The sequence below is a fragment of the Larkinella punicea genome (genome assembly GCF_003334855.1).
GTDB classification, from domain to species: Bacteria; Bacteroidota; Bacteroidia; order Cytophagales; family Spirosomataceae; genus Larkinella; species Larkinella punicea.
Genome location: NZ_QOWE01000020.1, coordinates 132,585 through 153,934 on the forward strand (window position 1 = coordinate 132,585; position 21,350 = coordinate 153,934).

Below are 21,350 nucleotides of genomic sequence, written 5' to 3' on the forward strand. Positions count from 1 at the left end.
GTCATTCGCAAATACACAAACTTCTCAATACCCTGGATTTTGAACGAGGGCCGGATTGACGTCGATCTCGTTTTGTGGAATGGGATACAGCAAGTGCTTCTCTTCCGCCTGAATACCGGATTTCCGGATCACGTCCAGATATTTACCGGTGCGGAGCAAATCCCACCGACGGTGGCCTTCGAAGCAAAGTTCCCAGCTCCGTTCCTGCAAAACCGCATCCCGAAACTGTTCTTTGGTCAGACCGGCCAGATCCCGCGGGGCAGCGGTTGCAACGCCATTCCGGGCCCGCGCCCGAACCTGGTTGATGGCGGCAAAAGCGTCGGCGGTCGGGCCGTTGAGTTCGTTCAGGGCTTCGGCATACATCAGCAGCACATCCGCGTAGCGAATCACCATGAAGTTGTTGCGCGCCTGGTTGTTGCCACAGGGCGTCCAGTCCCAGTATTTATCGGCGAACGCGCCCGTCCGGGATTGCACCACGGTTCCGTTGGCCAGTTTCTTTTCGCGAATAATGGTCACCTGCTTGCGGTAATCGCCCGGCAGATACGAGGCTTCGTGGGCGTCGGTGGATTGATACGATCCGCCACCCAGATCAGTCGGATAAGTGAAATGGATCGAAAAGTTTTTGGCAAAGGCACTGCCGTAGGTTTGCTGAACACAACTGAACTGAACCGAGAAAATATGCTCGGGTCCATTTTTGTTTTCGGGCAGAAAGATGTTTTTGTAATCCGGAAACAGCGTGTAGGCTTTCGAATCGATCACTTCTTTGGCTTTGGCAGCGGAATTGGTCCAGTCTTTTCGGGTGAGATAGACTTTGGCCAGAACCGACTTCACGGCTCCGGACGTGGCCCGCCCAATTTCGCTCACGACGGTGTATTTAACCGGCACCACCTTTTCGGCATCCAGCAAATCCTGCGTAATCTGCTGGTAGATCTTATCCACTGGATCGCGCGGAATTTTGACATTGACCACATCGTTGGAAACCGTTGTCACCAGCGGCACATCGCCGAACGCCCGAACCAGATCGAAATACGCCAACGCCCGCAGAAATTTGGCTTCGCCCACAATCTGATCGCGCAGTTTGGCGTCCATCGTAATGCCCGGCACCTTGTCGATCACCCGGTTGGCCCGGTTGATCAACTGATAAACCGCCGTGTAAAAATTGTCAAAATTGGAGTTGGCGGAGGTATAGCGGCACAGGTCGATTTCGATGCCCTCGGCACTGCCACCATCGGCCCGAATGAAGCACTCTTCGCCACTGACATCGGACAACGTGATGACGTTCATGCCGTAATAATTCCCGTTGCGCAGGGCATGATAAACCCCGTTGATCGCGGCTGTCGCATCTTTATCGGTGTTGAACGAGTTGGATTCTTCAAAAAAGCTCAGCGGCTTTTCTTCCAGGTTATTTTCGCAGCCGACCAACAGGAGCAAACTGAACGAAAGAAGGGATAAAAGTCTTGTTTTCATAGCTTTACGAACAGATTAAGCCGTTTAGAAAGTGAGGTTTGCACCAACCGTGATGGTTCGCGCGGCCGGATACGCAAAGCGGTCGAAACCGTAGAGCGTATTGCTGTTGCCGTCGGAATTGACTTCCGGATCGTAGCCGAGGTATTTCGTGAATGTCAACAGATTCTGGCCGCTCACGTAGACTCTGGCCCGTTTGATAAAGGTGGGCAGCACGGGGAGTTGATACCCCAGCGAAACGTTTTTAAGCCGCAGGAACGAGCCGTCTTCAATGAAGTCCGAGGTGGTTCCTTTCGACCACTGGCGCATGGCCGGAATCCGGTTGGAGGGCCGGTCGGGACGCCACGAACCTTCAATCACGGTGCGAAGCTGATTCTGCGCCGGATCGGTCGATTCGATGGTTTGCCGGGTGGCGTTGTACAGTTTATTGCCGTAAACACCCTGGAAAAAGACCAGCAGATCAAAGCCTTTGAACGACAGGTTGTTGGTTAAACCGTAAATCAATTTGGGCAAACCGTTGCCAATGATGGCCCGGTCGGTACTCTCGTTGAAAACCCCATCGCCGTTCACGTCTTTGAAGCGGGGCGCACCGGGTAAATCACTGGTTCTGGCCCGAAGTCCGGCCTGTTTGATCTCCTCGGCATTCTGCCAGATTCCGTCGAATACCGTGGTGTAAAATGACCCAATGGACTCGCCGACTTTTACAATCGTGGCCCCGGAAAAAAACTGTTCGGCATCGGCCAGTTTCAACACTTTGTTGCGGTTAAACGCCACGTTGCCGCTGGTGGTCCACTGCAATTTCCCGTCGATATTGATGGTGTTGATCGCCAGTTCGAAGCCCCGGTTTTCGAGACTTCCCACGTTCCGGGTAACGGTTGTAAAACCGGTCGTTGCCGGCAATTCAACGCTCAGCAACAAGTCGGTGGTAGTTTTGATGTAATAATCGGCCGTCAACTGCAAGCGGTTATTGAGCAGACTGACATCGAATCCGGCGTCAAACTGGGCGGTTTTCTCCCAGCGCAAATCCGGGTTGGCAATGCGGTCGGCCCTGGTCATCAGCACTTCGGTATTGTTGAGAACCGTGCGTTCGGTCGCATATTGCGAGAGGGAATTGTACAAACCGATGCCGTCGTTGCCGGTAATGCCGTAGCTCAGCCGGAATTTCAGGTCAGAAAACGCCTTCACATCTTTCAGGAAAGGCTCGTCCGAAACCCGCCAGGCAAACGCTCCCGACGGAAAAACACCGTATTTGTGATTGGCCCCGAACCGTGAAGAACCATCGACCCGACCCGTAAACGTCAGCAGGTATCGGTCTTTAAACCGGTAGTTGGCGCGCGCCAGGTACGAGTTTAGCCCCCAGCGGCTGGCCGTTCCAACGGGTGGGCGCGGGTTGTTGGCTAACCCCAAATTGTTGGCACCCAGGGCATAATTCGGAAAATCCTGCGCTTCCTGATACGTACTAACGCTTTTGGCCGACTGGAAAGTCAGACCCGCCAGCAAATCGAAACTGTGCAGCGCATTGATCATGCGGGTATACGACAGCGTATTTTCGTTCAGCAGGTTGGTATTGGTGCTGGTGGCATTGCTTCCGTAGCCGTTGAGTGTGTTCGCCATCACGGTCTGGGGTGAATAAAAGACATCACGCCGGGAATTCAGGATGTCGGCCCCAACGCTGATGCGGGCGGTCAGGCCCGGTGCCAGGAGCAGTTCACCGAATAGATTTCCCAGCACGCGGTCGCTGGTCAGCAGGTTGGTCGAGGTTTTTGCCAGCGCCACCGGATTCGGATACGCACTAAACCCCGAGCTTGGTCCCACGTTCAGCAACTGGTAGTTGCCGGTCGCATCGAAAATGGGATTGGCCGGCGAAAACGCCAGGGCGGCCCCGACCGGCCCATTGGTTCCCTGTTCGTAGATGGCGTTGGTCATGCTCCGGCTGATGGTAAACGTGGAACCAATTTTCAGCCGGGAACTGATGCGGGCATCCAGGTTGATCCGGGACGAATACCGCTTGAAATCGGAGTTGATCACAATACCGTCCTGGCCAAAATAGTTGCCATTGACAAAGTAGCGCAGCTTGTCATTTCCACCCGAAAACGAAAGCTGGTAGTTCTGCACCGCAGCCGGGCGGTAGATTTCTTTCTGCCAGTCGGTGCCGACGCCGTATTCGGCCGGTTTTTTCGGGTACTGCGTCGTATAGCCGTAGCGTTCGGCAAAACCCAGGTTTCGCAACTGCTCGTTTTTCAGTTCGGTGTGTTCAGCCGCCGTTCCCATGTCCATCATTTTCGTGATTTGCTGAACGCCGTAATACGCTTCGAAGTCGATCTTCGACTGGCCTTCTTTGCCGCGTCGCGTCGTAATCAGCACCACGCCATTCGCGCCCCGCGAACCGTAAATGGCCGTTGCCGAAGCGTCTTTCAGGATTTCGATGGATTCAATATCGTTGGGGTTGATCGTCGCCAGCACGTTCTGGTTCGTTCCGGTATTACTTGGACCGCCGGGAAACGAAGTGGAACTCGAAACCGGAAAACCGTCGATAACGTACAGCGGTTCGTTGTTGGCCGAAATGGAGTTGCCCCCGCGCACCCGGATGGTGACGCCCCCACCCGGCGAGTTCGACGACTGGGTGACCTGAACTCCGGCGGCCCGGCCCTGCAACGCCTGATCGAGCGCCGAAATGGGCTGGGATTTGATTTCGGTCGTACTGATGGATGACACGGCCCCCGTCAAATCGCGTTTCTTCACGGCTCCGTAGCCCACAACCACCACTTCGTTGAGCGATTTTTCGTCCGCTTCCAGCCGAACTGTCCATGTCGTTTGTGAACCGACCGTAATCTCCTGGTTTCGGTAGCCGACAAAACTGAAGACCAGAACCGCCGAATTATCGGGCACCGCCAGCCGGAATTCGCCTTTGTTGTTGGTCGACGTACCGCGCTGGGTTCCTTTCAGCAACACGCTGACGCCGGGAAGTCCTTCGCCTTTTTCGTCCGTCACCGTACCCGTAATCGGTATCTCAGCCAGCAGCACGGGGGCTTCCAGCGTAGTTTCTTCCGGCAAAACCGCGCTGGTCGGTTCTTTTTTGAGCACAATGTAATTGCCCGAAACCTGGTAGGTGATGTTCAGCGGTTTCAGCAGGCGGTTCAGCACCACTTCCAGCCGGTCGTTTTCGGCCCGGAGTGTCACTTTATTACCGACAGAAATGAGTTGCGGAACATACGTAAATTTCACGTTCGCGGCTTTCTCCAACCGGTTCAGAATGGTCCGTAAGTCCTTGTTTTCCAATTGAACAGAGATCGATCGATTGAGCAGCTCCTGCGCCATTCCATTTCGGGCCAGAGTCAGCCCGGCAAAGACTACGGCCAGCACCAACTGTACGCAAGTAATCTTCATAATCTGGCAAAGAGTTGGGGAATAATCCCGCAGTTTTTTCATACTTTTAGCAGTGTTTTTGTTCAACATTTTCAGAATTGGAGGCAAAAACAATCCCCGTCCCCGTTTTTCAGGGTAGTCGCAATACCGGTAAAGCAAGGGAGGGCACTGATTCGCCGGGATGATGGAGCCGTACTGGTCGCAACAGTACGGTTCTGTTCCGGCTTTTTGTTAGTTGTTGGGTTGGTGTTTCTTCATGCAATCAGGGGTTATGGGTTATGGGTTATGGGTTATGAGTTATTTGTACTATTTTATTTTTTAGCATCCAAATAACGCAACCGTATCACTAATTCAGGATTCATTCTGTTGGTTGGCAGCCTTTACCGGTTACCACAATTTTTGCATCCCAGACGTCGTAGGTTGCGTCGATGGTTTGGCAGATGATGTCGAGTTTGCGGAACAGCGGTTCGTCGCCCAGCGGGGCGGTCAGGTTGCAGCTTTTCAGCGTCTTCGCATCATACACAATCGACACGCCATACGAGGTTTCCAGCGTTTTGAACACCTCGCCCACGGGCGTATTTTCAAAAATAAAGTTCTGGTTGTGTTCGGGCATTTTGATCAGAACCGGAGCTTCCACGAGTTTGCGGGTCAGCCGGTCGCTATCCGTATCAAAAAAGGCCTGCTGATTGGGGGTTAGCAAGAGTGCTCCCGCCGGTTGCCCGGTTTCGGGCTGGTTTCGATCCAGCGATTTGATCGGGAAAACCGCTACTTTCCCGGTTCGCACAATAACCGTTACGCTCCGGGCTTTCTCCAGCGCCCGAACCATAAAACTGGTTCCGATCACTTTGGTAACCAACCCATTGGCATACACCATGAAGGGTTTTTCCGGATTTTTAGAGACCTCAAAAAAACCTTCGCCCGATAAATACACTTCCCGTTTTTCGCCCGTAAACGTGGCCGTGTAACTCACCCGGCTACCGGGTTGCAAGACCACCGTGCTGCCTTCTTCAAACCGGATGGTCAGCGGCTGCGGGGTGTTGTTTATTTTTTCGATCAGATCGATTGTAGACCCGGCCACCAGTCCGGAATAGGTTCCCGGCTGTTCCGCCAGTTTGGACCGCAGCATGTACCACCAGCCAATTCCCACCAGCAACAGTACGGCAGCCGCCAACTGGAACCAGTTCGGGCGTCTGATTTTTGGCCACACCCAGCGGTTTTCATCGTCAGCGTCCGGTTGTTGCTCCAGCCCTGGCAGTCCGGTGGTACGGTGCTCGATGGCGGCCCACATCCTGTGTCCCTGCGCTTCTGTGGGCATGGTCTGCACCTGCGAAACGGCTTGCAACAACGAACGGGCCGTCAAAATAACCGTGTTTTTTTCCGGATGCTCAGCCAGAAATCCCTGCCAGAACGAATCGGTTTCGGCATCGGGTGCCAGCACCCAACGTCGGAAAAAATCATCTTCGGCAAAGTCTTCGGTGGTATAATCCGTATAGGCATTCATTGCATCCGGGCAATAAAATAGATAAATATTCCGCTCTCTTCTACCAAGAGCGGAGAAACGGCGAAGTGTCCCCTCCGCTTTTGATATTTTTATTTGACGCTGGATTGACGGGCTGGATTATGGCCGACGCGATTCATCAGCCCACGATTTGAATCGTGGGATCAGTGACCAAATTTGAACGAAATGATGAACCGTTTTAACGGTTTTGTGACAGAAACCGTTAAAACGGTTGGTGTGGCGTTCGGAATATTCCAACCTGTCCCACGGTTAAAACCGCGGGCTGAATAAATAAAACACGGACTAAGCAGGGATGACTGTGGGAATGCTATGATAAAAGAAGAAGCAACAGCCCCAGAAATGGCGCGAGGTATCGCGCATTTTCGCGGAGGTGAGTCATGGCTTTGTGCAGCGTGTTCCGGACGGACTTGTCGGTGATGCCCATAATAGCCGCAATCTCAGCGGTTTTGAAGTTTTCGTAGAACCGTAGCGTGACCACTTCCGACTGACGATCAGGCAGTTGCTTCAGGGCGTGGGCCAGTTGTTGGGTCAATTGCTGTTCCTGTTCTCCGGCGGTAAACTGGTGCTCCGGGGTCGTGTCAGTCAGAAACGGGAAAGCGGCCTGGTCGACAGACAAAAACCGGTTTTCTTTTTCGCTCAGGCGGTGAATTTTTCGGCGCAGGGAGCGAAACAAATAGAATTTGACCGATTCGGCTTCGGCCAAATTCTGCTGAATCCGCCAGAGATCCACAAACAAATCCTGAATGGCATCTTCCACCAGAGCCGCATCGGGCAGCAGTTTGTATCCGTAGTTGTAGAGGATGCGGTAATACCGCTCGTAGAGTTCGGCAAAAGCCCGCCGGTCGCCTTGTTTCAGGGCGTTCCAGAGAATTGGGTCGGGTTGCCGTTCGGTGGTCAAGGTCTTAATCCGGTTTGGGAAAATCTACCCGAATTAAGTAGAAATTTTTATAATTCTAATGGCATTAATGCTAAAAAGAAAGAGAAAAGACGAGAGAGTAGAGAGTAAAGAAAACCCATTTCTGTGATTGTCTTTATTCTCTGTTCTCTGTTCTTTCTTCTCAATTAAAAAAACGACACCCGAATCACCCACGGACTGCCGCCGTAAACGAACGACGAGAACGTCGGATCGGCATTGTAACTCAGGTTGTACAAGGCCGTTAAATTCACACCAAACCGCCGGCTAATGGGTTGGGAATACGTCAACCCGACCAACCCGGCACTCACCCAGCGTCGCTGCGTTTCGTAGGGGATGATGTTGTAGTTCGTGTAGCCAACATTCGTATTTTCGAATTCCCCGTGAACGTACAGGTTTTTCACGATGTTGGGAACGATCTCATACATCCCGAATACCCGCCCGCCGTACTGATTGGCCCGGTAGATTTCGGTGGCTCCACCCTGGTAATATAATTTGGCCCGGTAATAGACATAATTGATGCCGACGCCCAGAATGGCCCGCTCGGAAGCCTGATAGGCGATGACGGGAGCCACCCCAATGCTGAACGGATTCCCAATGGAGACATTGCTGATGCCGCCCCCAAACCGCAGCCGCTGCGAAAAGGGCAACGGGTCACCTTCCGGCGTTTTGGTTTTCAATGGGTCTTTTCCTTCTCCGCGTCGTTCTTCCGGATCTTCGGTAATTTGCCCGAAGGCTACACTGCTGCTTATCAGCATGATTGCTAATAAACCTTTCTGTATGAGGTTCATAGAGTTGATTAATGAACAAAAATGGATACTCGAATTATAAACGAAAAAATAGTGGTTTTTAGTAAGTAATGCCTCCACTCAAAACCCAAACTCTTTTACTTCCGGGTCGTTCAGCAAGTGCCTGATGCAGCGCTCGTGGGCTTTTTCGGACCCCGTAACCCGCCAGATGCCAATGATTTCGGTGCCAATGCGCTGCTGGCTTTGCAGCCGGGGGTGCAACCCACATTCCTCAAACAGCGTTTCGTACGCCAGCAACGTTTTGTGTTTAAAGGTAGTAACAATTCGGAATTGTCGGGCCTGATTGGCACGGGCAATCCGGGACGCCAACGCCGGCAACACCAGTAATGTGGCCCCAATGATGACAAAACCGCCCACGGCAAGGTCGTAAAAACCACCGCCAACAGCCATCCCGATGGCGGCTACGGCCCAGATGGTGGCCGCCGTGGTCAGTCCTTTGACGCTGGTTTCCTGCCGGAAAATAATCCCGGCACCCAGAAAACCGATGCCATTGACGATGTTGGCCGCAATCCGGTCGTCGTCGCTGAAACGGCGCGAAACGATGGTGAACAGCGCCGATCCGACACAGATCAGAATCGTGGTTCGGAGCCCCGCCGATTTGCTGCGGTATTCGCGTTCCGCCCCAATCAAACCGCCCAGCACCATTGCCAGCAGGAGTTTTAGAATGTCTTCCTGAACAATCGAATCCATGTCATTTAGCTATCTGTGCCCCCCAACCCCCTGAAGGGGGCTAAAAATTACTGAATGCTTAAAGCCCCCTTCAGGGGGTTGGGGGCAATCGTTATTAAAAAGGAAACCATCCTTTCAAAAAAACCGTTAGTCCAAAGATAGAGTTTTGCTAAATTTATAGGATGAATTTATCGGTTAGTCTGCCGCCTGACGGCTCCTTTCAGCAACCCAACGTTGAACATCTTGATCCCAAACACTATATTATCATTAAGGGTGCCCGGGTTCACAACCTGAAAAGCATCGACGTCGCCATTCCGCGCAACAAACTGGTGGTGATCACCGGCCTTTCGGGCTCGGGTAAATCGTCCCTGGCTTTCGACACGTTATTTGCTGAAGGTCAGCGTATGTACGTCGAAAGCCTGAGCAGCTACGCCCGGCAGTTTCTGGGCCGGATGGAAAAACCCGAAGTCGATTACATCAAAGGGGTGTCGCCGGCTATTGCCATCGAACAGAAGGTAACGACCCGCAATCCCCGCTCAACGGTTGGAACGACCACCGAAATTTACGACTATCTGAAATTGCTTTTTGCCCGCGTGGGCATCACCTACTCGCCCGTTTCGGGGCAGGAAGTGCGCAAAGATACGGTAACGGACGTCGTTAAATACCTGTATACTTACGAACAGGGGCAACGCGTGCTGGTTATGGCACCGCTGCACATCCGCCCCGACCGGACGCTGGCCGACGAACTGAAAGTGTTGCTCCAGAAAGGCTACACCCGGATTGTGGCCGACGGCGAAGTGCTGTTTATCGAGGAAGTATTGGAAGGAGGAAAGGAATTAAAGGAGGAAGGGAAGAAGGGAGCAAACTCCTCTCCTCCTTCGCTCCTCTCCTCTCTTTCTCCTTCTCTCGAAATCCTGATCGACCGGAGCACGGTGCAGTTCGACGCGGACGGACAGCCCGACGAAGACAGTCAATACCGGTTTTCGGACTCGATCCAGACGGCGTTCAACGAAGGCGAAGGCGTTTGCCGGGTCGATGTCGTGGGCAAAGAATCGCGCGTTTTCTCGGATAAATTCGAACTGGACGGGCTGGTTTTTGAAGAACCGAGCGTCAATCTGTTCACCTTCAACAACCCGTATGGTGCCTGCCGCCGGTGCGACGGTTTTGGTAAAGTGCTGGGCATCGACCCGGACCTGGTCATTCCCGACAAAAATCTGTCGGTCTTTGAAGGTGCCCTGGCGCCCTGGCGGAGCGAGAAAATGAACGAGGAATATTTAAAACCGCTGCTCAAAAACGGCATCCGGTTCGACTTCCCGATTCACCGCCCGTATAAAGACCTGGCACCGGAGCAGAAAGAGGTGCTCTGGACGGGCAACAAATATTTTCAGGGCCTGAACGCGTTCTTCGATTTCGTCGAAAGCCAGACGTTCAAGGTCCAATACCGCGTGATGCTCTCGCGCTACCGCGGAAAAACCACCTGCCCCGAATGCCGCGGTTCGCGGCTGCGGAAGGACGCCAGCTACGTAAAAATTGCCGGAGGAAAATCCATTACCGACATCGTGCTGATGCCGATTGGCGAAGCTGCCGGTTTTTTCCGGAATCTGGAACTCCCCCCGCACCAGCGGGAAGTGGGCAAACGGCTACTCACCGAAATCCGCAACCGTCTGGATTACATGGAGCGCGTCGGGCTGACCTATTTAACACTAAACCGCCTGACCAACACCCTGTCCGGTGGTGAATACCAGCGCATTAAACTGGCAACTTCGCTCGGTAGCGCGCTGGTTGGATCGATGTATATTCTGGATGAGCCCAGCATTGGCCTCCACCCGCGCGACACCAAGCAACTGGTGAGCGTGCTGGAAACCCTCCGCGATCTGGGCAATACCGTTATTGTGGTCGAACACGAAGAAGAAGTGATGCGGGCGGCCGATCAGCTCATCGACATCGGCCCGGATGCGGGTGTCAACGGTGGCCACCTGGTGTTTCAGGGAACGTGGGAGGAAATTAAGGAGGAAGGGAGAAAAGCAGGAAAGGAAAATGGAGAAAGCTCCGAATCCATCCTCCTTTCTTCCGCTCCTCCGCTTCTGCATTCCCACACCCTCGCTTTTCTGACGGGGAAAGAAACTGTGCCGGTGCCGAAATTCCGGCGGAAAGCCACGCACTGGCTGGAAGTGAACGGCGCACGGGAGAATAATTTGAAGGATCTGGATGTGCGGTTGCCGCTGAACACGCTGACCGTGGTGACGGGCGTGAGTGGTTCGGGCAAATCGACGCTGATTCGCAAGGTGTTATATCCGGCCTTGACGCGTTTGAAGGGCGATGGTTCTGAAGAAGCCGGCAAGCACGACAGCCTGGGCGGCAGTCTGGACCGCGTCACCTCCATCGAGATGATCGACCAGAATCCGATTGGTAAATCGTCGCGCTCGAACCCGGTGACGTACATCAAAGCCTACGATTATCTGCGGCAGGTGATGGCCGAACAGCCCGTGTCGAAGGCGCGGGGCTACAAACCGTCGCACTTTTCGTTCAACGTGGATGGCGGGCGCTGCGAGGTGTGTCAGGGCGAAGGTGAGGTCAAGATCGAGATGCAGTTTATGGCCGATATTTTCCTGAAATGCGAAGGCTGCAACGGCAAGCGGTTTAAGCAGGAAATTCTGGAAGTGACGCTGAACGACAAAAACGTGGCGGATATTCTGGAAATGACCGTCGATGAAGCCATTGACTACTTCCGGAAAGCCGAACCGAAGATGGTCGAAAAACTGATGCCGTTGCAGGATGTCGGTTTGGGGTATATTACGCTCGGGCAGTCGTCCAATACGTTGTCGGGTGGTGAAGCCCAGCGCGTTAAACTGGCGTCGTTTCTGGGAAAAGGCAATACCAACAAAGGCGGAACGCTGTTCATTTTTGACGAACCGACCACCGGTTTGCACTTCCACGACATCCGCAAGCTGCTGAAAGCCATCAACGCGCTGGTCGATCAGGGCGACAGTGTGATCATCATCGAACACAATACCGAGATCATCAAATCGGCCGACTACCTCATCGACCTCGGCCCCGAAGGCGGGGACACGGGCGGTTACGTCACCTTTGCCGGCACCCCGGAAGAGCTGGTGAAACTACCGGAGGGCGAGAATTATACGGCGGATTTTTTGCGGGGGAAGGTGTAAGGGTTGTCGGAGGTTGATTGATTTTATAACAATAGCCGGGCTTAGTTGTCCGGCTATTGCTGTTTCCGATCTGTGTACCACAGACCGGAAACAGGAGGAAACTAAAATTAAACCCATAAGATACGCTGCAATTCGACAAGACCACAAATTGATGCATTTAATACGACAGACTTTTGCTGGTTTAAAACAACATTTAAACAAAGACATTTATGAAAACTAAAGTACATGATTTAATCAAAAAAGCGTATTCAGCATTCAACGGAAGAGACATCGACAAAGCCCTTTCAACCATGCACACCGACATTGAATGGCCAAAAGCATTTGAGGGTGGCTATGTAAGTGGACACAATGAAATTAGAGATTATTGGACAAGACAATGGACCGAGATTAACCCCCATGTAGACCCTCTGGCAATTAACGAGAGACAGAACGGACTATTGGAAGTTGAAGTTCATCAAAAAGTAAAAGACCTACAGGACAACTCACTCTTTGATGGGATAGTAAAGCATATATACACCATACAAGACGGTTTGTTACGAAAAATGGATATTGAACAATAACACTTTTTACGAAATGATAAACCCATCAAAATTAACATTGAGCTGGAATCTATGAAAGAAAATACGCTATCGGAAATATGAATTAGTATTAGTTGACAGTTTTGTACTAAAAATTCGCCACGTCGCCAGACAGAAAAACGTTATGCGTCATTTTAAAGGAACAGAATGGTACTCGAAAAATATACTTCAAATTGGGTTAATAATTTTACGAATATAAAACGTGAGATAGAAATTCACCTTGACGGGATTGACTATTGTATTGAACATATAGGAAGCACTTCTGTGCCACATTTGGATTCAAAACCAATTATAGACATTGATATTATCTATCCCGACACCTCAGATTTTGAAAAAATAAAAGTGAGACTCGAAAAGTTGGGGTACTACCATAATGGCAATCAGGGAATCCAAGACCGAGATGTGTTTAAAAGAAATGGAAATTTGACTAATAAAGTATTGGACACAATAAAGCATCATCTCTATGTTTGCCCAGTTGGTAGTAAAGCCTTGGAGCGACACATTCTATCCAGAAATTTTTTAAGGAAAAATGAATGGGCAAGGTTAAAATACCAACAAATGAAATATGATTTAGCCGAGAAGGCTAATCAAGATAGAAAGACCTATGCTACATTGAAAGAACTTTATAGTAATGATTTTATCGACTCAATTATAGAAGCAGAAAAAATATACCATGTTTAGACACCAGGGGAAGACCCGAACGTTAAGCCATAATTTAAAAATTGCTTCGTTATTATCTCTTGTCGCCGGTATTGTAAACGTGGCCGGTTTTTTTGCCGTTCAGCGGTTGACAACGAACGTAACAGGCCATTTCGCTTTTTTTGTAGAAGAAGTTTTTAAACTCAACTTTTGGCAAGGCTTTGTCTATTTCCTGTATATATTTTTCTTTTTCTTAGGCTCCTTTGTTTCCAGTTTGCTCATTGAAGTTATTTCACGGAAAGATGACCATTATGTTTACGTAGTTCCTGCTTCGATAGAATGTTTAATATTATTCTTTATCGGCTTTTTCGGACAAGATTTACTAATGAGAAACCCAAACACCATTGCCTGTAGTCTGCTCTTTGCGATGGGTTTACAAAACTCCCTGGTTACTACCATCTCAAATTCCAGCGTCAGGACAACCCATTTAACGGGGCTTTTCACCGACCTGGGCATTGAATTATCGCAATTGTTCTTTTACAAAGAGCAGGAACAGAAGCACAAACTTCTATCGTCAATAAAACTTCGGCTGACCATCATCAGTTTCTTTTTCATTGGCGGCATCATTGGTGGCATTTTATATTCGAAAGTGGGACTTCTCGCCTTAATTTTTGCTGCGGCTACCTTAGTTTCAGGCTTAATTTATGACAATATAAAATTCAGGCTCATTCAATTGAGACGAAAACTCAAAAGTAGCTGACGAAAAAAGGCATGGCCTCTTTTGCGAGCTTGTTAAGCGCGCCATGAGCGAAAACGGAGATTGGTATATGATCTGAAAGGCGTATCATTAAAAATGATAGCCAAGTGATAATCCTAAATTCGAATTCCAGCCAGCTTTGCCTAGAGAGTTCAAACCGGATTGAATTGAGATCGAAAGATTCGATAACATACGATACTCATACTGTAAACTAAAATAAGGCCCGATATTCATTTCATCAAAACCTCTCGTTGTAAACGAAGATACATAAACTGTTCCATTTGAATTCGTTTCATACTGTACCTGGTTCAAAAGGAGGTCCTTCCGATGCCAAATTGAAAATCAAAATCCGGGATAAATAGCGTGCCTGTAATTTTTTAAGACGTTATAGTTTATTACCAAATCCAGACTTTTCCTTTTCCTGGAATTTAAAAAAGTGGGATGAATAGTTTCATAGTATTCTGTTTTGAGCACGCCTGCTTTAGCTTCAAATTTAAACCTTGAAAAACCCAACAGCCGTGTATAGTGTATTTCATACCTTGTTCCAAGCGCATCCGGGGCATCTAATCCTACTCTGCTTACGCCAATGCGAATGGTATTTTTCTGCGGAATAGTTTGCGATTTAACAACGAAACTATAACAACTTAATAAAAAGAAAAGAGTTATCGATTTCATACGATCATTACTCTTTAAACCAGATTCAGGAGATCTTTATAATACTTCTGAATCTGGTCGTTTGCAATCATTGTAATTAGCAAAACTTATGTAGCAATACGCAATAAACATTCGCTCCTTCAATCATTTGACCGTTATCGATATCAAAAGAGAACGGGGAATGACTCGTAAAGTCAACACAACAAAAAAACACGTAACCCGTTGTTTTCCAAAAGCCTTCTCCCGAAACCGCCTTCGTATACGCCCTGTTGATCAGTGTCACACTTCTGAATCACGCCTATTCGGCCGGGGGGCCAACGCCTTTCGCCGGGCCAGTACCACTACGACGCATCCGGTAATCGAATCCAGCTTTTAAACCCGGCGGTTTTGCGATCAGCCGAGCCGATAGAGATTTCCTACAACTTCACCACATACAGCAGATCCTGGTAGTCGATTGTGCCGGTTCGGCCAACCCAACTCCCGTAATTGATCGTGCGAATCGTTAAGCCCGCTTTCTGAAAAGCCTCTTTGGTATACACTTCGTCGAAGGCAATCATGCTTTCGGGCAGTTCCTGAATATGAACCATGGTTCGTTCCGTAAACGGCGTCAACTGACGGCCATACAGGCTTTTCCCTTCCGCGTTGGCTTTGCGCGACTCGCTGTTGAGCAAAAACATGGTTATGTAGGCTCTACCCCCTTTTTTCATGACCCGCGAAATTTCGGCCAGATACTGCTCAAAGTCGTTCTCGAGCATGTGGGTAAACACTGAATTCAGAATCACCAGACTGAACGTTGACGACTCAAACGGAAACCGCAGCTCATGGCCCTGCATGGTTCCGAGCGGGTTATACATTTTGTTGTAGACATTCAGGTGGTGAAAGCGGAAATGCGGAAACCGCTTCGTTACTTCTTTCGTACACCAATCCACACCGTTTTTAACGATCTCGATCCCGTCGTAACTGCCCGGGGCGGAGATGTAGTCCGTTAAGGGAATCGCAACCCGGCCAATTCCACTGCCAACATCCAGAATGTTATCCGTTGAATGTAGTCCAACCAGTTCCTTGATATGATCAACCGATTTCACCCCAACGGCCTTGAAATCACCGTCGCCGATGAAGATCATGCGGGAGGGTGGCGTCAACGCGTCGCGTTCACCGGTCAGCAACTCCAGCCGGTCGATCATTTCGATTGGAATGACTTTTTTTAAGGAGGTTTTGAGTGAATTGGGTAGCAAACTTTTTAATCCCATCGTTGTGCTTTCTACTGGTAAGCTTGCAATTTAGGAAAAATGTCGGTATTGCCTTCATACCCGTTTTGAACTATCCTTATTGGTAGACTTAAAATCCGGGCAAAACTTGTAACTTTTTCAATAAATAGAGTTTCACGTTACCCGTCAATCTTTAACCTCTGGTGCGGAATACTGAAATTCTCCTTTCCGGCTCTTGCACTATTCATTTAATCTGCATCCCAACGGGCGTGATTTAATCGGGCGGAACTTCGTTTGCAGACCACCTTCACTGGCAAATCCGGCGTTTGTTTGTTAAGTTAGTATCTGGCATCACAGAAAGGCCGCCCGTTATGACCTTCACCTACCTCAATCAACCGGAGCTTTTTGTTGGCGTCAGCGACGAAAATTCGCGCTGCGATCTGTGCCACCAGCAAAAACCGTGTTTCGACGCGGCTGGATTTTTTGGCGAAGACGAACTTACTTTTGTTTGCCCGGATTGTTTATCGAACGGCCGGCTTTACGAATGGGATAGTTATACCTGTCAGGGCGATGTGGCGGAACTGAAACGGCAATTGAAGTCCCTTCACCCGGCACTCAGCAAAGCCGAGCTGGACGATTTGGCCGACCAGAAAACGCTCGAACTGGAAAAAACCACCCCGCACCTCGTGACCTGGCAGGATTGGGAATGGCCCTGCGCCGACGGTGACTATGCCCGGTTTATCGGTTACGGTTCAAAACCGCTCTATAAGCAATTGGCCGGCGGTTCTGAGGCTCAATCTTTGTTCGAAAAATCCATCTATTACACGCTGGCCGAAGAAACCGATGCGGAGGAATTATGGGAAGATGTGCCGCGAAAACGCATTCAAGATTACGCTGACAGCAGCAATTACAGTACGCTTTTTTACGTGTTTAAAAGTCTTCATTCCGACCAAATCATCACCCTTTGGGACTCTGATTAATCCATGAAACACCTGCTTTACTTCCTCTTCATCAGCACGTTCTCCTACGGCCAGTCGTTCGATCTGGTCATCAAAAACGGTCGCGTGGTCGACGGCACCGGCAATCCGTGGTATTATGCCGACGTGGCCATTCAGAACGGCAAAGTCGCCCGAATCGGAAAAATCCCGGCCACCGATGGCAAAACCGTGATCGACGCCAAAAACCAGCTCATAGCCCCCGGTTTTATCGACGTTCACACGCACGTAGAAGGCAGTTTGCAGGACCGTCCCGGTGCCGAGAATTTCCTCTACGACGGCGTCACGACGCTCGTCACCGGCAACTGCGGGGGTTCGGCCACCAACCTGCGCACCTTCTTCGATTCGCTGCGCATCGGCGGTTTTTCGCCCAACCTGGCGTCGATGATCGGTCACAATACTGTGCGGCTGAAAGTGATGAAAATGGCCTTCCGCGAACCGACCGCCAAAGAACAGACCGAAATGGAAGCCCTCGTTGAACAGGCCATGAAAGACGGTGCCGTCGGAATTTCGACCGGTTTGATTTACACGCCCGGCACCTACGCCCGCACGCCCGAAATCGTCAATCTGGCCAAAATGGCGTCACGCTACGGGGGCGTCTACGCGTCGCACATGCGCAACGAAGGGCAGGACGTCAAAAAAGCCATCGAAGAAGCCATTCAGATTGGCCGGGAAGCCGGAATTCCGGTGGAGATTTCGCACTTTAAAGTGGCCAGCAAACCGATCTGGGGTTCCAGCGTCGAAACCGTGGCGATGGTGGAAGCCGCCCGGCGCGAGGGGCTTGATGTAACCGTCGATCAATATCCGTATACCGCTTCGAGCACCTCACTTTCCAGCATCGTTCCCGCCTGGGCGCTGGCCGACGGTGACTCCGCCACGCTCGTCCGTTTCCGTGACCCGGCCACCCGCACCAAAATCCGGAAGGAAATGCTCGACGGTTTAAAGAAAAACGACCGCAAAAATTTCGACTACGCCGTCGTGGCGTATTACCCCGCCGACACCACCTTCAACGGGATGAGCATCAGCAAGATCAACCAGAAACTGGGTCGAAAAAACAACGCCGAAACCGAAGCGGATCTCGTGATGGAACTGATGGAAAAGTGCAACATGAAACGCATTCAGATGGTGTACCACACGATGTCGGAAGACGACGTGGCCACGATCATGCGCTACCCCAACACGATGATTGCCTCGGATGCTGGCGTCACGCGCTACCAGTCCGGCATGCCGCACCCACGGGGCTACGGCACCAACGCCCGGGTGCTGGGCCGCTATGTGCGCGAGAAAAAAGTGATTCCGGTGGAGGAAGCCGTCCGGCGGATGTCGTCGCTCCCCGCCCAGCGGTTCAAGCTCGACGACCGGGGTATTCTAAAACCCGGTTATGCCGCCGACCTTGTCATTTTTGACGAAAAAACCGTGTCCGATCAGTCTACCTACGATGTTCCCCACGCTTATTCAACCGGTTTTTCCTACGTGCTGGTCAACGGGATTCCGGTGATCGAGAGCGGCAAACACACCGGAAAACGGCCGGGTCAGGTATTGATGGGGAAAGGATATGCGGGGAAATCGGAGTGATCGTTCGCCGTCCCCTTACTCTTTTGTCAGCCCGTTCCGCCAGGCCACTAGTTTGGGCTTCATTTCATCCACCAACCTGGGGTGCTGAGCGGCTACATCCGTCTGTTCAGAAGGGTCAGTGGCCAGATCATAGAGTTCGGTGCCGGAACCGTCGGCATTGACCAGCAGTTTCCAGTGGCCCTGTCGCATGGCCAGATTCGGGCTTTTGTCACGACCAGCCGGATAACGGAACGATTCGGTATTGCGACCGTATTCCCAGAAAAGAGGACTCTTGCGAGCGGTCGGTTTGCCCAGGAGAACCCCGGCCCGGTTTTCGCCGTCAGCGCCGGTGTTCCGCCCTTTTTTGCCCGCCAGACTCACAAACGTGGGCAGCAGGTCGACCGCACTCAATACTGACTGATTATCAACCCGTCCTTTGGGCGTTCGGGCCGGATAGCGAACGATAAACGGCATCCGAATGCCCCCTTCATACAGCGAGAGCTTGCTGCCCCGGAACAGCCCCGACCGACTCCCCTGAAAGGTTGGCAAGGCTCCGTTGTCGCTGGTAAACACAACGAGCGTATTTTCATCCATGCCCAGAGCTTTCAAACCGGCCATCAGCCGACCAATCTGCAGGTCGAGTTCAGCCAGAACGGTTTTGAATTCGCGCGGTTTTTCGGTTCCCTTCGGAAACTCGTTGAGGGTCGTTTCGTCGGGCACCCAGGGCGTATGCACGTCATCGGGCCAGAGGTTGATGTAGCAGGGTTTGTCGGGGTTTCGCTTCAAAAAATCGAGCGTTTTGTCAACGAAGTACGCCGTTCGGTTCCAGCGTTTCACACTGTCGGATTTAGCCCAGATCCAGTCCGTCGACGTCAGCAGCGGGTCGGGGTCGGGGCTTTCCCAGGTGCTGGCATATTCATCAAAACCGTATTGCCGGATTCCGGGCGCATTGTCGACATCGCGCCCCCCGCCCATGTGCCATTTCCCAAAGTGCGCCGTGGCATAGCCCGCGGCTTTGAGTTCACGGGCGACCGATGGCGCCGAAGCGTCCAGGAAATCGGCCTGTTCGCAGGTGCGGTTGTGTTTCCGATCCGCGAGAAACGACGTAATCCGCCACTTTCCGGGGACGTTTCCTGTCAACAAACCCACGCGGGAAGGCGAGCAAATGGGGGCCGCGCTGTAGTAGTTCATAAACTGAATGCCCTCGGCTGCCAGCCGGTCGATGTGGGGCGTAGGCGGTAAGGAACTGGCTGAAGAGCTGGGCCGGTAGCAGCCCACATCGGCCGCCCCCATGTCATCGATCAGAATCAGAATGATGTTGGGAGGCCGGCTGATTGGCTTCTGCTTAGAAGCTGGTAGGAAAGTCCCAAAGCTGCTACACAGCACGAGTATCAATGCCGGAAGGGCCTGTTTGCTCTTCATACTCAGTTGATTTACGGGTCGAATTTAGGAAAAACGGGTTTCTTCGGCCCTAAAAGTACGCATTTTAGCCACCTGTTCGGCTTGGTTGGATAATCGCGGGGTCTGGTCAACGGGTTTTGGCGGTTTTGCCCGCCTGCGCCCGCCAGTTGATCCCCAGAAAAGGAAAGGCCGGATGCTGTCCACCCACCGTCTGGCGGACGATCTCGTCGGCGAAATCCAGGCCGTCCGACCCGTTGGCGAAATAGACCACCGCGTCTTTGCGCGTGCGGTTCGCCAGGACGAAACATTTGAAGGCCCCATTATCGCCCCAGTGCCAGAAATAGGTTTCCGCCGGTGTTTGTTCCAGGCCAATCCCTAACCCCCAGTAAGAACCGGACACCAGCGTATCGGAGCCGGAAAAACGGGTGGGCAACTGGCTTTGCGGGCTGAGCATCTGATCGACCGTGGCGGGTTTCAGCCCCGTTGCGTTGAAAAGAGCCAGCACAAACCGGGCATAATCCGGAGCCGTGGTATGCAGGGAATAAGCCATATTGGCCTGCGCCGGTTGGTATTTTTGCTCAACGTTTCCCGACTCGTCGTGCGGCAGGGCGTAATTGGCGGTAAAGGCCGGTTGCCAGACAAAGCTACTGTGCGCCATCCCCAACGGTTTCAATACCCGGTTTTCCATAAACGCATTGATCGGTTCGCCCGTGATTTTTTCAACGACTTTTTGCAGATAGACGAATCCTTCCCCGGAGTACCCAAACCGTTCGCCGGGGGAACGAACCATCGCCAGTTGGGCAGAGCGCCGGTTTTTACGCCAGTTCGGCAAGCCCGAGCGGTGGCTCAACACCAGCCGGGCCGTGATTTTCGTATACCGTTCATCGTCGGCCACGTCCGGATAAGGCAGGTATTCAAACAGCGGTTTGTCCAGATCCAGACGCCCTTCTTCCACCAGTTGCAAAACCGCATACGCAAAGAGCGGCTTGGTCAGTGAAGCGGCTTCGAAGACGGTGTTGGAATCCACGCGTTGGGTCGAGTCGGCTTTGGTGAAACCGTAGGCTTTTTGATAGGAAAGCCGCCCCTTCTGAATCAATGCCAGCGACAAACCGGGTACGTTCGCGCTATCCATGAGTTGCCTGACGACCCGGTCAAGTTGGGTAAAGGCCGTGTCAGCCGGTTGGTTCTGGGCCTGGCTGGAAGCCGCCAGCAGGCTGAATAAGGTCAAGAACGCCATTCGTGCGCTGGAAAGTAGAGAGGTCGCGGTCATGTTGTTGCCAGGTTCATGGACAAAGATGACAAATTGGGGGGAATGGTTGCAGAGGGAAGCGGGATTGGGTTGAATTTTGGGGAGGAAGGGGGTTGGGATTATATTACATTAGGTTAGAATTGCCCTTTTCAGTAAACGGTTGTTGGTTTGCGCATGGTTGCAGTTTTCGCATGTCCCGACCAAAGGTATTCCGGTGAGTAAGGTATACACATCTTTGGGGCAGATTTTCTGTCGCGTAGCGACTTAATGTTTGTAGCTAATTAAAATTCATACCTTCTTTTTGGTCGCGTAGCGATCGAATAAAAGCCATACGGTTTGATCGCTACGCGACCAAAAAGAAGGTATGGAATCATCTCCCTTTTCTACAAACATTCGGTCGCTAAGCGA

At 51.5% G+C, this 21,350-nt stretch carries 16 protein-coding genes; 6 read left to right on the forward strand and 10 right to left on the reverse strand.

From position 1 onward, the window contains the following. Window positions 1–24: 24 nt before the first annotated feature. The 6 genes from DUE52_RS22640 to DUE52_RS22665 form a co-directional block, all read right to left on the reverse strand. Window positions 25–1,467, reverse strand: coding sequence for a RagB/SusD family nutrient uptake outer membrane protein (locus DUE52_RS22640; RefSeq protein ID WP_114408328.1), 1,443 nt, complete (start codon window positions 1,465–1,467; stop codon window positions 25–27). Between the two features lie 24 nt (window positions 1,468–1,491). Continuing rightward, entirely contained in the window at window positions 1,492–4,851 is a 3,360-nt protein-coding gene (locus DUE52_RS22645; protein WP_165841002.1) for a TonB-dependent receptor, read from the reverse strand. Window positions 4,852–5,188: 337 nt separating this feature from the next. After that, entirely contained in the window at window positions 5,189–6,331 is a 1,143-nt protein-coding gene (locus tag DUE52_RS22650; RefSeq protein ID WP_114408330.1) for a FecR family protein, read from the reverse strand. 325 nt (window positions 6,332–6,656) lie between these two features. Next, window positions 6,657–7,247, reverse strand: a complete 591-nt coding sequence (locus DUE52_RS22655; RefSeq protein WP_165841003.1) for an RNA polymerase sigma factor — start codon at window positions 7,245–7,247, stop codon at window positions 6,657–6,659. A 164-nt stretch (window positions 7,248–7,411) separates the two neighbouring features. Continuing rightward, entirely contained in the window at window positions 7,412–8,053 is a 642-nt protein-coding gene (locus DUE52_RS22660) for a hypothetical protein (RefSeq protein WP_114408332.1), read from the reverse strand. A 78-nt stretch (window positions 8,054–8,131) separates the two neighbouring features. Then, window positions 8,132–8,761 carry an MgtC/SapB family protein gene (locus DUE52_RS22665; RefSeq protein WP_114408333.1) on the reverse strand — a complete coding sequence of 210 codons (630 nt, stop codon included), beginning with the start codon at window positions 8,759–8,761 and terminating at the stop codon, window positions 8,132–8,134. Between the two features lie 161 nt (window positions 8,762–8,922). Between DUE52_RS22665 and uvrA the strand changes: the two genes are divergently transcribed. From uvrA to DUE52_RS22685, 4 genes are all read left to right on the forward strand, one after another. Further along, window positions 8,923–11,907 carry an excinuclease ABC subunit UvrA gene (uvrA, locus tag DUE52_RS22670; RefSeq protein WP_114408334.1) on the forward strand — a complete coding sequence of 995 codons (2,985 nt, stop codon included), beginning with the start codon at window positions 8,923–8,925 and terminating at the stop codon, window positions 11,905–11,907. 209 nt (window positions 11,908–12,116) lie between these two features. After that, window positions 12,117–12,467: a nuclear transport factor 2 family protein gene (locus tag DUE52_RS22675; RefSeq protein WP_114408335.1), complete on the forward strand. Its 351-nt coding sequence runs from the start codon at window positions 12,117–12,119 to the stop codon at window positions 12,465–12,467. A 165-nt stretch (window positions 12,468–12,632) separates the two neighbouring features. Continuing rightward, window positions 12,633–13,166: a GrpB family protein gene (locus DUE52_RS22680; protein WP_114408336.1), complete on the forward strand. Its 534-nt coding sequence runs from the start codon at window positions 12,633–12,635 to the stop codon at window positions 13,164–13,166. After that, a complete protein-coding gene (locus tag DUE52_RS22685; protein WP_114408337.1) occupies window positions 13,159–13,884 on the forward strand; it encodes a YoaK family protein in 726 nt (241 codons plus the stop codon). Before DUE52_RS22680 ends, DUE52_RS22685 begins: the two co-directional genes overlap by 8 nt. Window positions 13,885–14,223: 339 nt before the next feature. Here DUE52_RS22685 and DUE52_RS32175 read toward each other — a convergent pair whose 3' ends face one another. Both DUE52_RS32175 and DUE52_RS22690 read right to left on the reverse strand, forming a co-directional pair. Beyond that, window positions 14,224–14,556, reverse strand: coding sequence for a hypothetical protein (locus DUE52_RS32175; RefSeq protein ID WP_133299917.1), 333 nt, complete (start codon window positions 14,554–14,556; stop codon window positions 14,224–14,226). A gap of 395 nt (window positions 14,557–14,951) precedes the next feature. Then, window positions 14,952–15,785, reverse strand: coding sequence for a class I SAM-dependent methyltransferase (locus DUE52_RS22690; protein ID WP_114408338.1), 834 nt, complete (start codon window positions 15,783–15,785; stop codon window positions 14,952–14,954). 329 nt (window positions 15,786–16,114) lie between these two features. On the opposite strand from DUE52_RS22690, the gene DUE52_RS22695 reads away from it, so the two are divergent. Next, window positions 16,115–16,723 (forward strand): CbrC family protein, encoded by a 609-nt coding sequence (locus DUE52_RS22695; protein WP_114408339.1) that lies wholly within the window; start codon window positions 16,115–16,117, stop codon window positions 16,721–16,723. A gap of 3 nt (window positions 16,724–16,726) precedes the next feature. After that, window positions 16,727–18,313, forward strand: coding sequence for an N-acyl-D-amino-acid deacylase family protein (locus DUE52_RS22700; protein WP_114408340.1), 1,587 nt, complete (start codon window positions 16,727–16,729; stop codon window positions 18,311–18,313). 15 nt (window positions 18,314–18,328) lie between these two features. Here the strand turns inward: DUE52_RS22700 and DUE52_RS22705 are convergent, their stop codons facing one another. Next, the gene (locus DUE52_RS22705) at window positions 18,329–19,714 is read right to left on the reverse strand and encodes a sulfatase-like hydrolase/transferase (RefSeq protein ID WP_114408341.1); all 1,386 of its coding nucleotides are present in this window, start codon (window positions 19,712–19,714) and stop codon (window positions 18,329–18,331) included. Window positions 19,715–19,820: 106 nt separating this feature from the next. After that, entirely contained in the window at window positions 19,821–20,963 is a 1,143-nt protein-coding gene (locus tag DUE52_RS22710; RefSeq protein ID WP_229312271.1) for a serine hydrolase domain-containing protein, read from the reverse strand. Window positions 20,964–21,350: the final 387 nt, after the last annotated feature.

Bases quoted from the DNA above. Each gene is read 5' to 3' on its own strand.
- DUE52_RS22640 (WP_114408328.1), bottom strand. From the start codon at position 1,467: ATGAAAACAAGACTTTTATCCCTTCTTTCGTTCAGTTTGCTCCTGTTG.
- DUE52_RS22645 (WP_165841002.1), bottom strand. From the start codon at position 4,851: ATGAAGATTACTTGCGTACAGTTGGTGCTGGCCGTAGTCTTTGCCGGG.
- DUE52_RS22650 (WP_114408330.1), bottom strand. From the start codon at position 6,331: ATGAATGCCTATACGGATTATACCACCGAAGACTTTGCCGAAGATGAT.
- DUE52_RS22660 (WP_114408332.1), bottom strand. From the start codon at position 8,053: ATGAACCTCATACAGAAAGGTTTATTAGCAATCATGCTGATAAGCAGC.
- DUE52_RS22665 (WP_114408333.1), bottom strand. From the start codon at position 8,761: ATGGATTCGATTGTTCAGGAAGACATTCTAAAACTCCTGCTGGCAATG.
- uvrA (WP_114408334.1), top strand. From the start codon at position 8,923: ATGAATTTATCGGTTAGTCTGCCGCCTGACGGCTCCTTTCAGCAACCC.
- DUE52_RS22675 (WP_114408335.1), top strand. From the start codon at position 12,117: ATGAAAACTAAAGTACATGATTTAATCAAAAAAGCGTATTCAGCATTC.
- DUE52_RS22680 (WP_114408336.1), top strand. From the start codon at position 12,633: ATGGTACTCGAAAAATATACTTCAAATTGGGTTAATAATTTTACGAAT.
- DUE52_RS22685 (WP_114408337.1), top strand. From the start codon at position 13,159: ATGTTTAGACACCAGGGGAAGACCCGAACGTTAAGCCATAATTTAAAA.
- DUE52_RS32175 (WP_133299917.1), bottom strand. From the start codon at position 14,556: ATGAAATCGATAACTCTTTTCTTTTTATTAAGTTGTTATAGTTTCGTT.
- DUE52_RS22690 (WP_114408338.1), bottom strand. From the start codon at position 15,785: ATGGGATTAAAAAGTTTGCTACCCAATTCACTCAAAACCTCCTTAAAA.
- DUE52_RS22695 (WP_114408339.1), top strand. From the start codon at position 16,115: ATGACCTTCACCTACCTCAATCAACCGGAGCTTTTTGTTGGCGTCAGC.
- DUE52_RS22700 (WP_114408340.1), top strand. From the start codon at position 16,727: ATGAAACACCTGCTTTACTTCCTCTTCATCAGCACGTTCTCCTACGGC.
- DUE52_RS22705 (WP_114408341.1), bottom strand. From the start codon at position 19,714: ATGAAGAGCAAACAGGCCCTTCCGGCATTGATACTCGTGCTGTGTAGC.
- DUE52_RS22710 (WP_229312271.1), bottom strand. From the start codon at position 20,963: ATGACCGCGACCTCTCTACTTTCCAGCGCACGAATGGCGTTCTTGACC.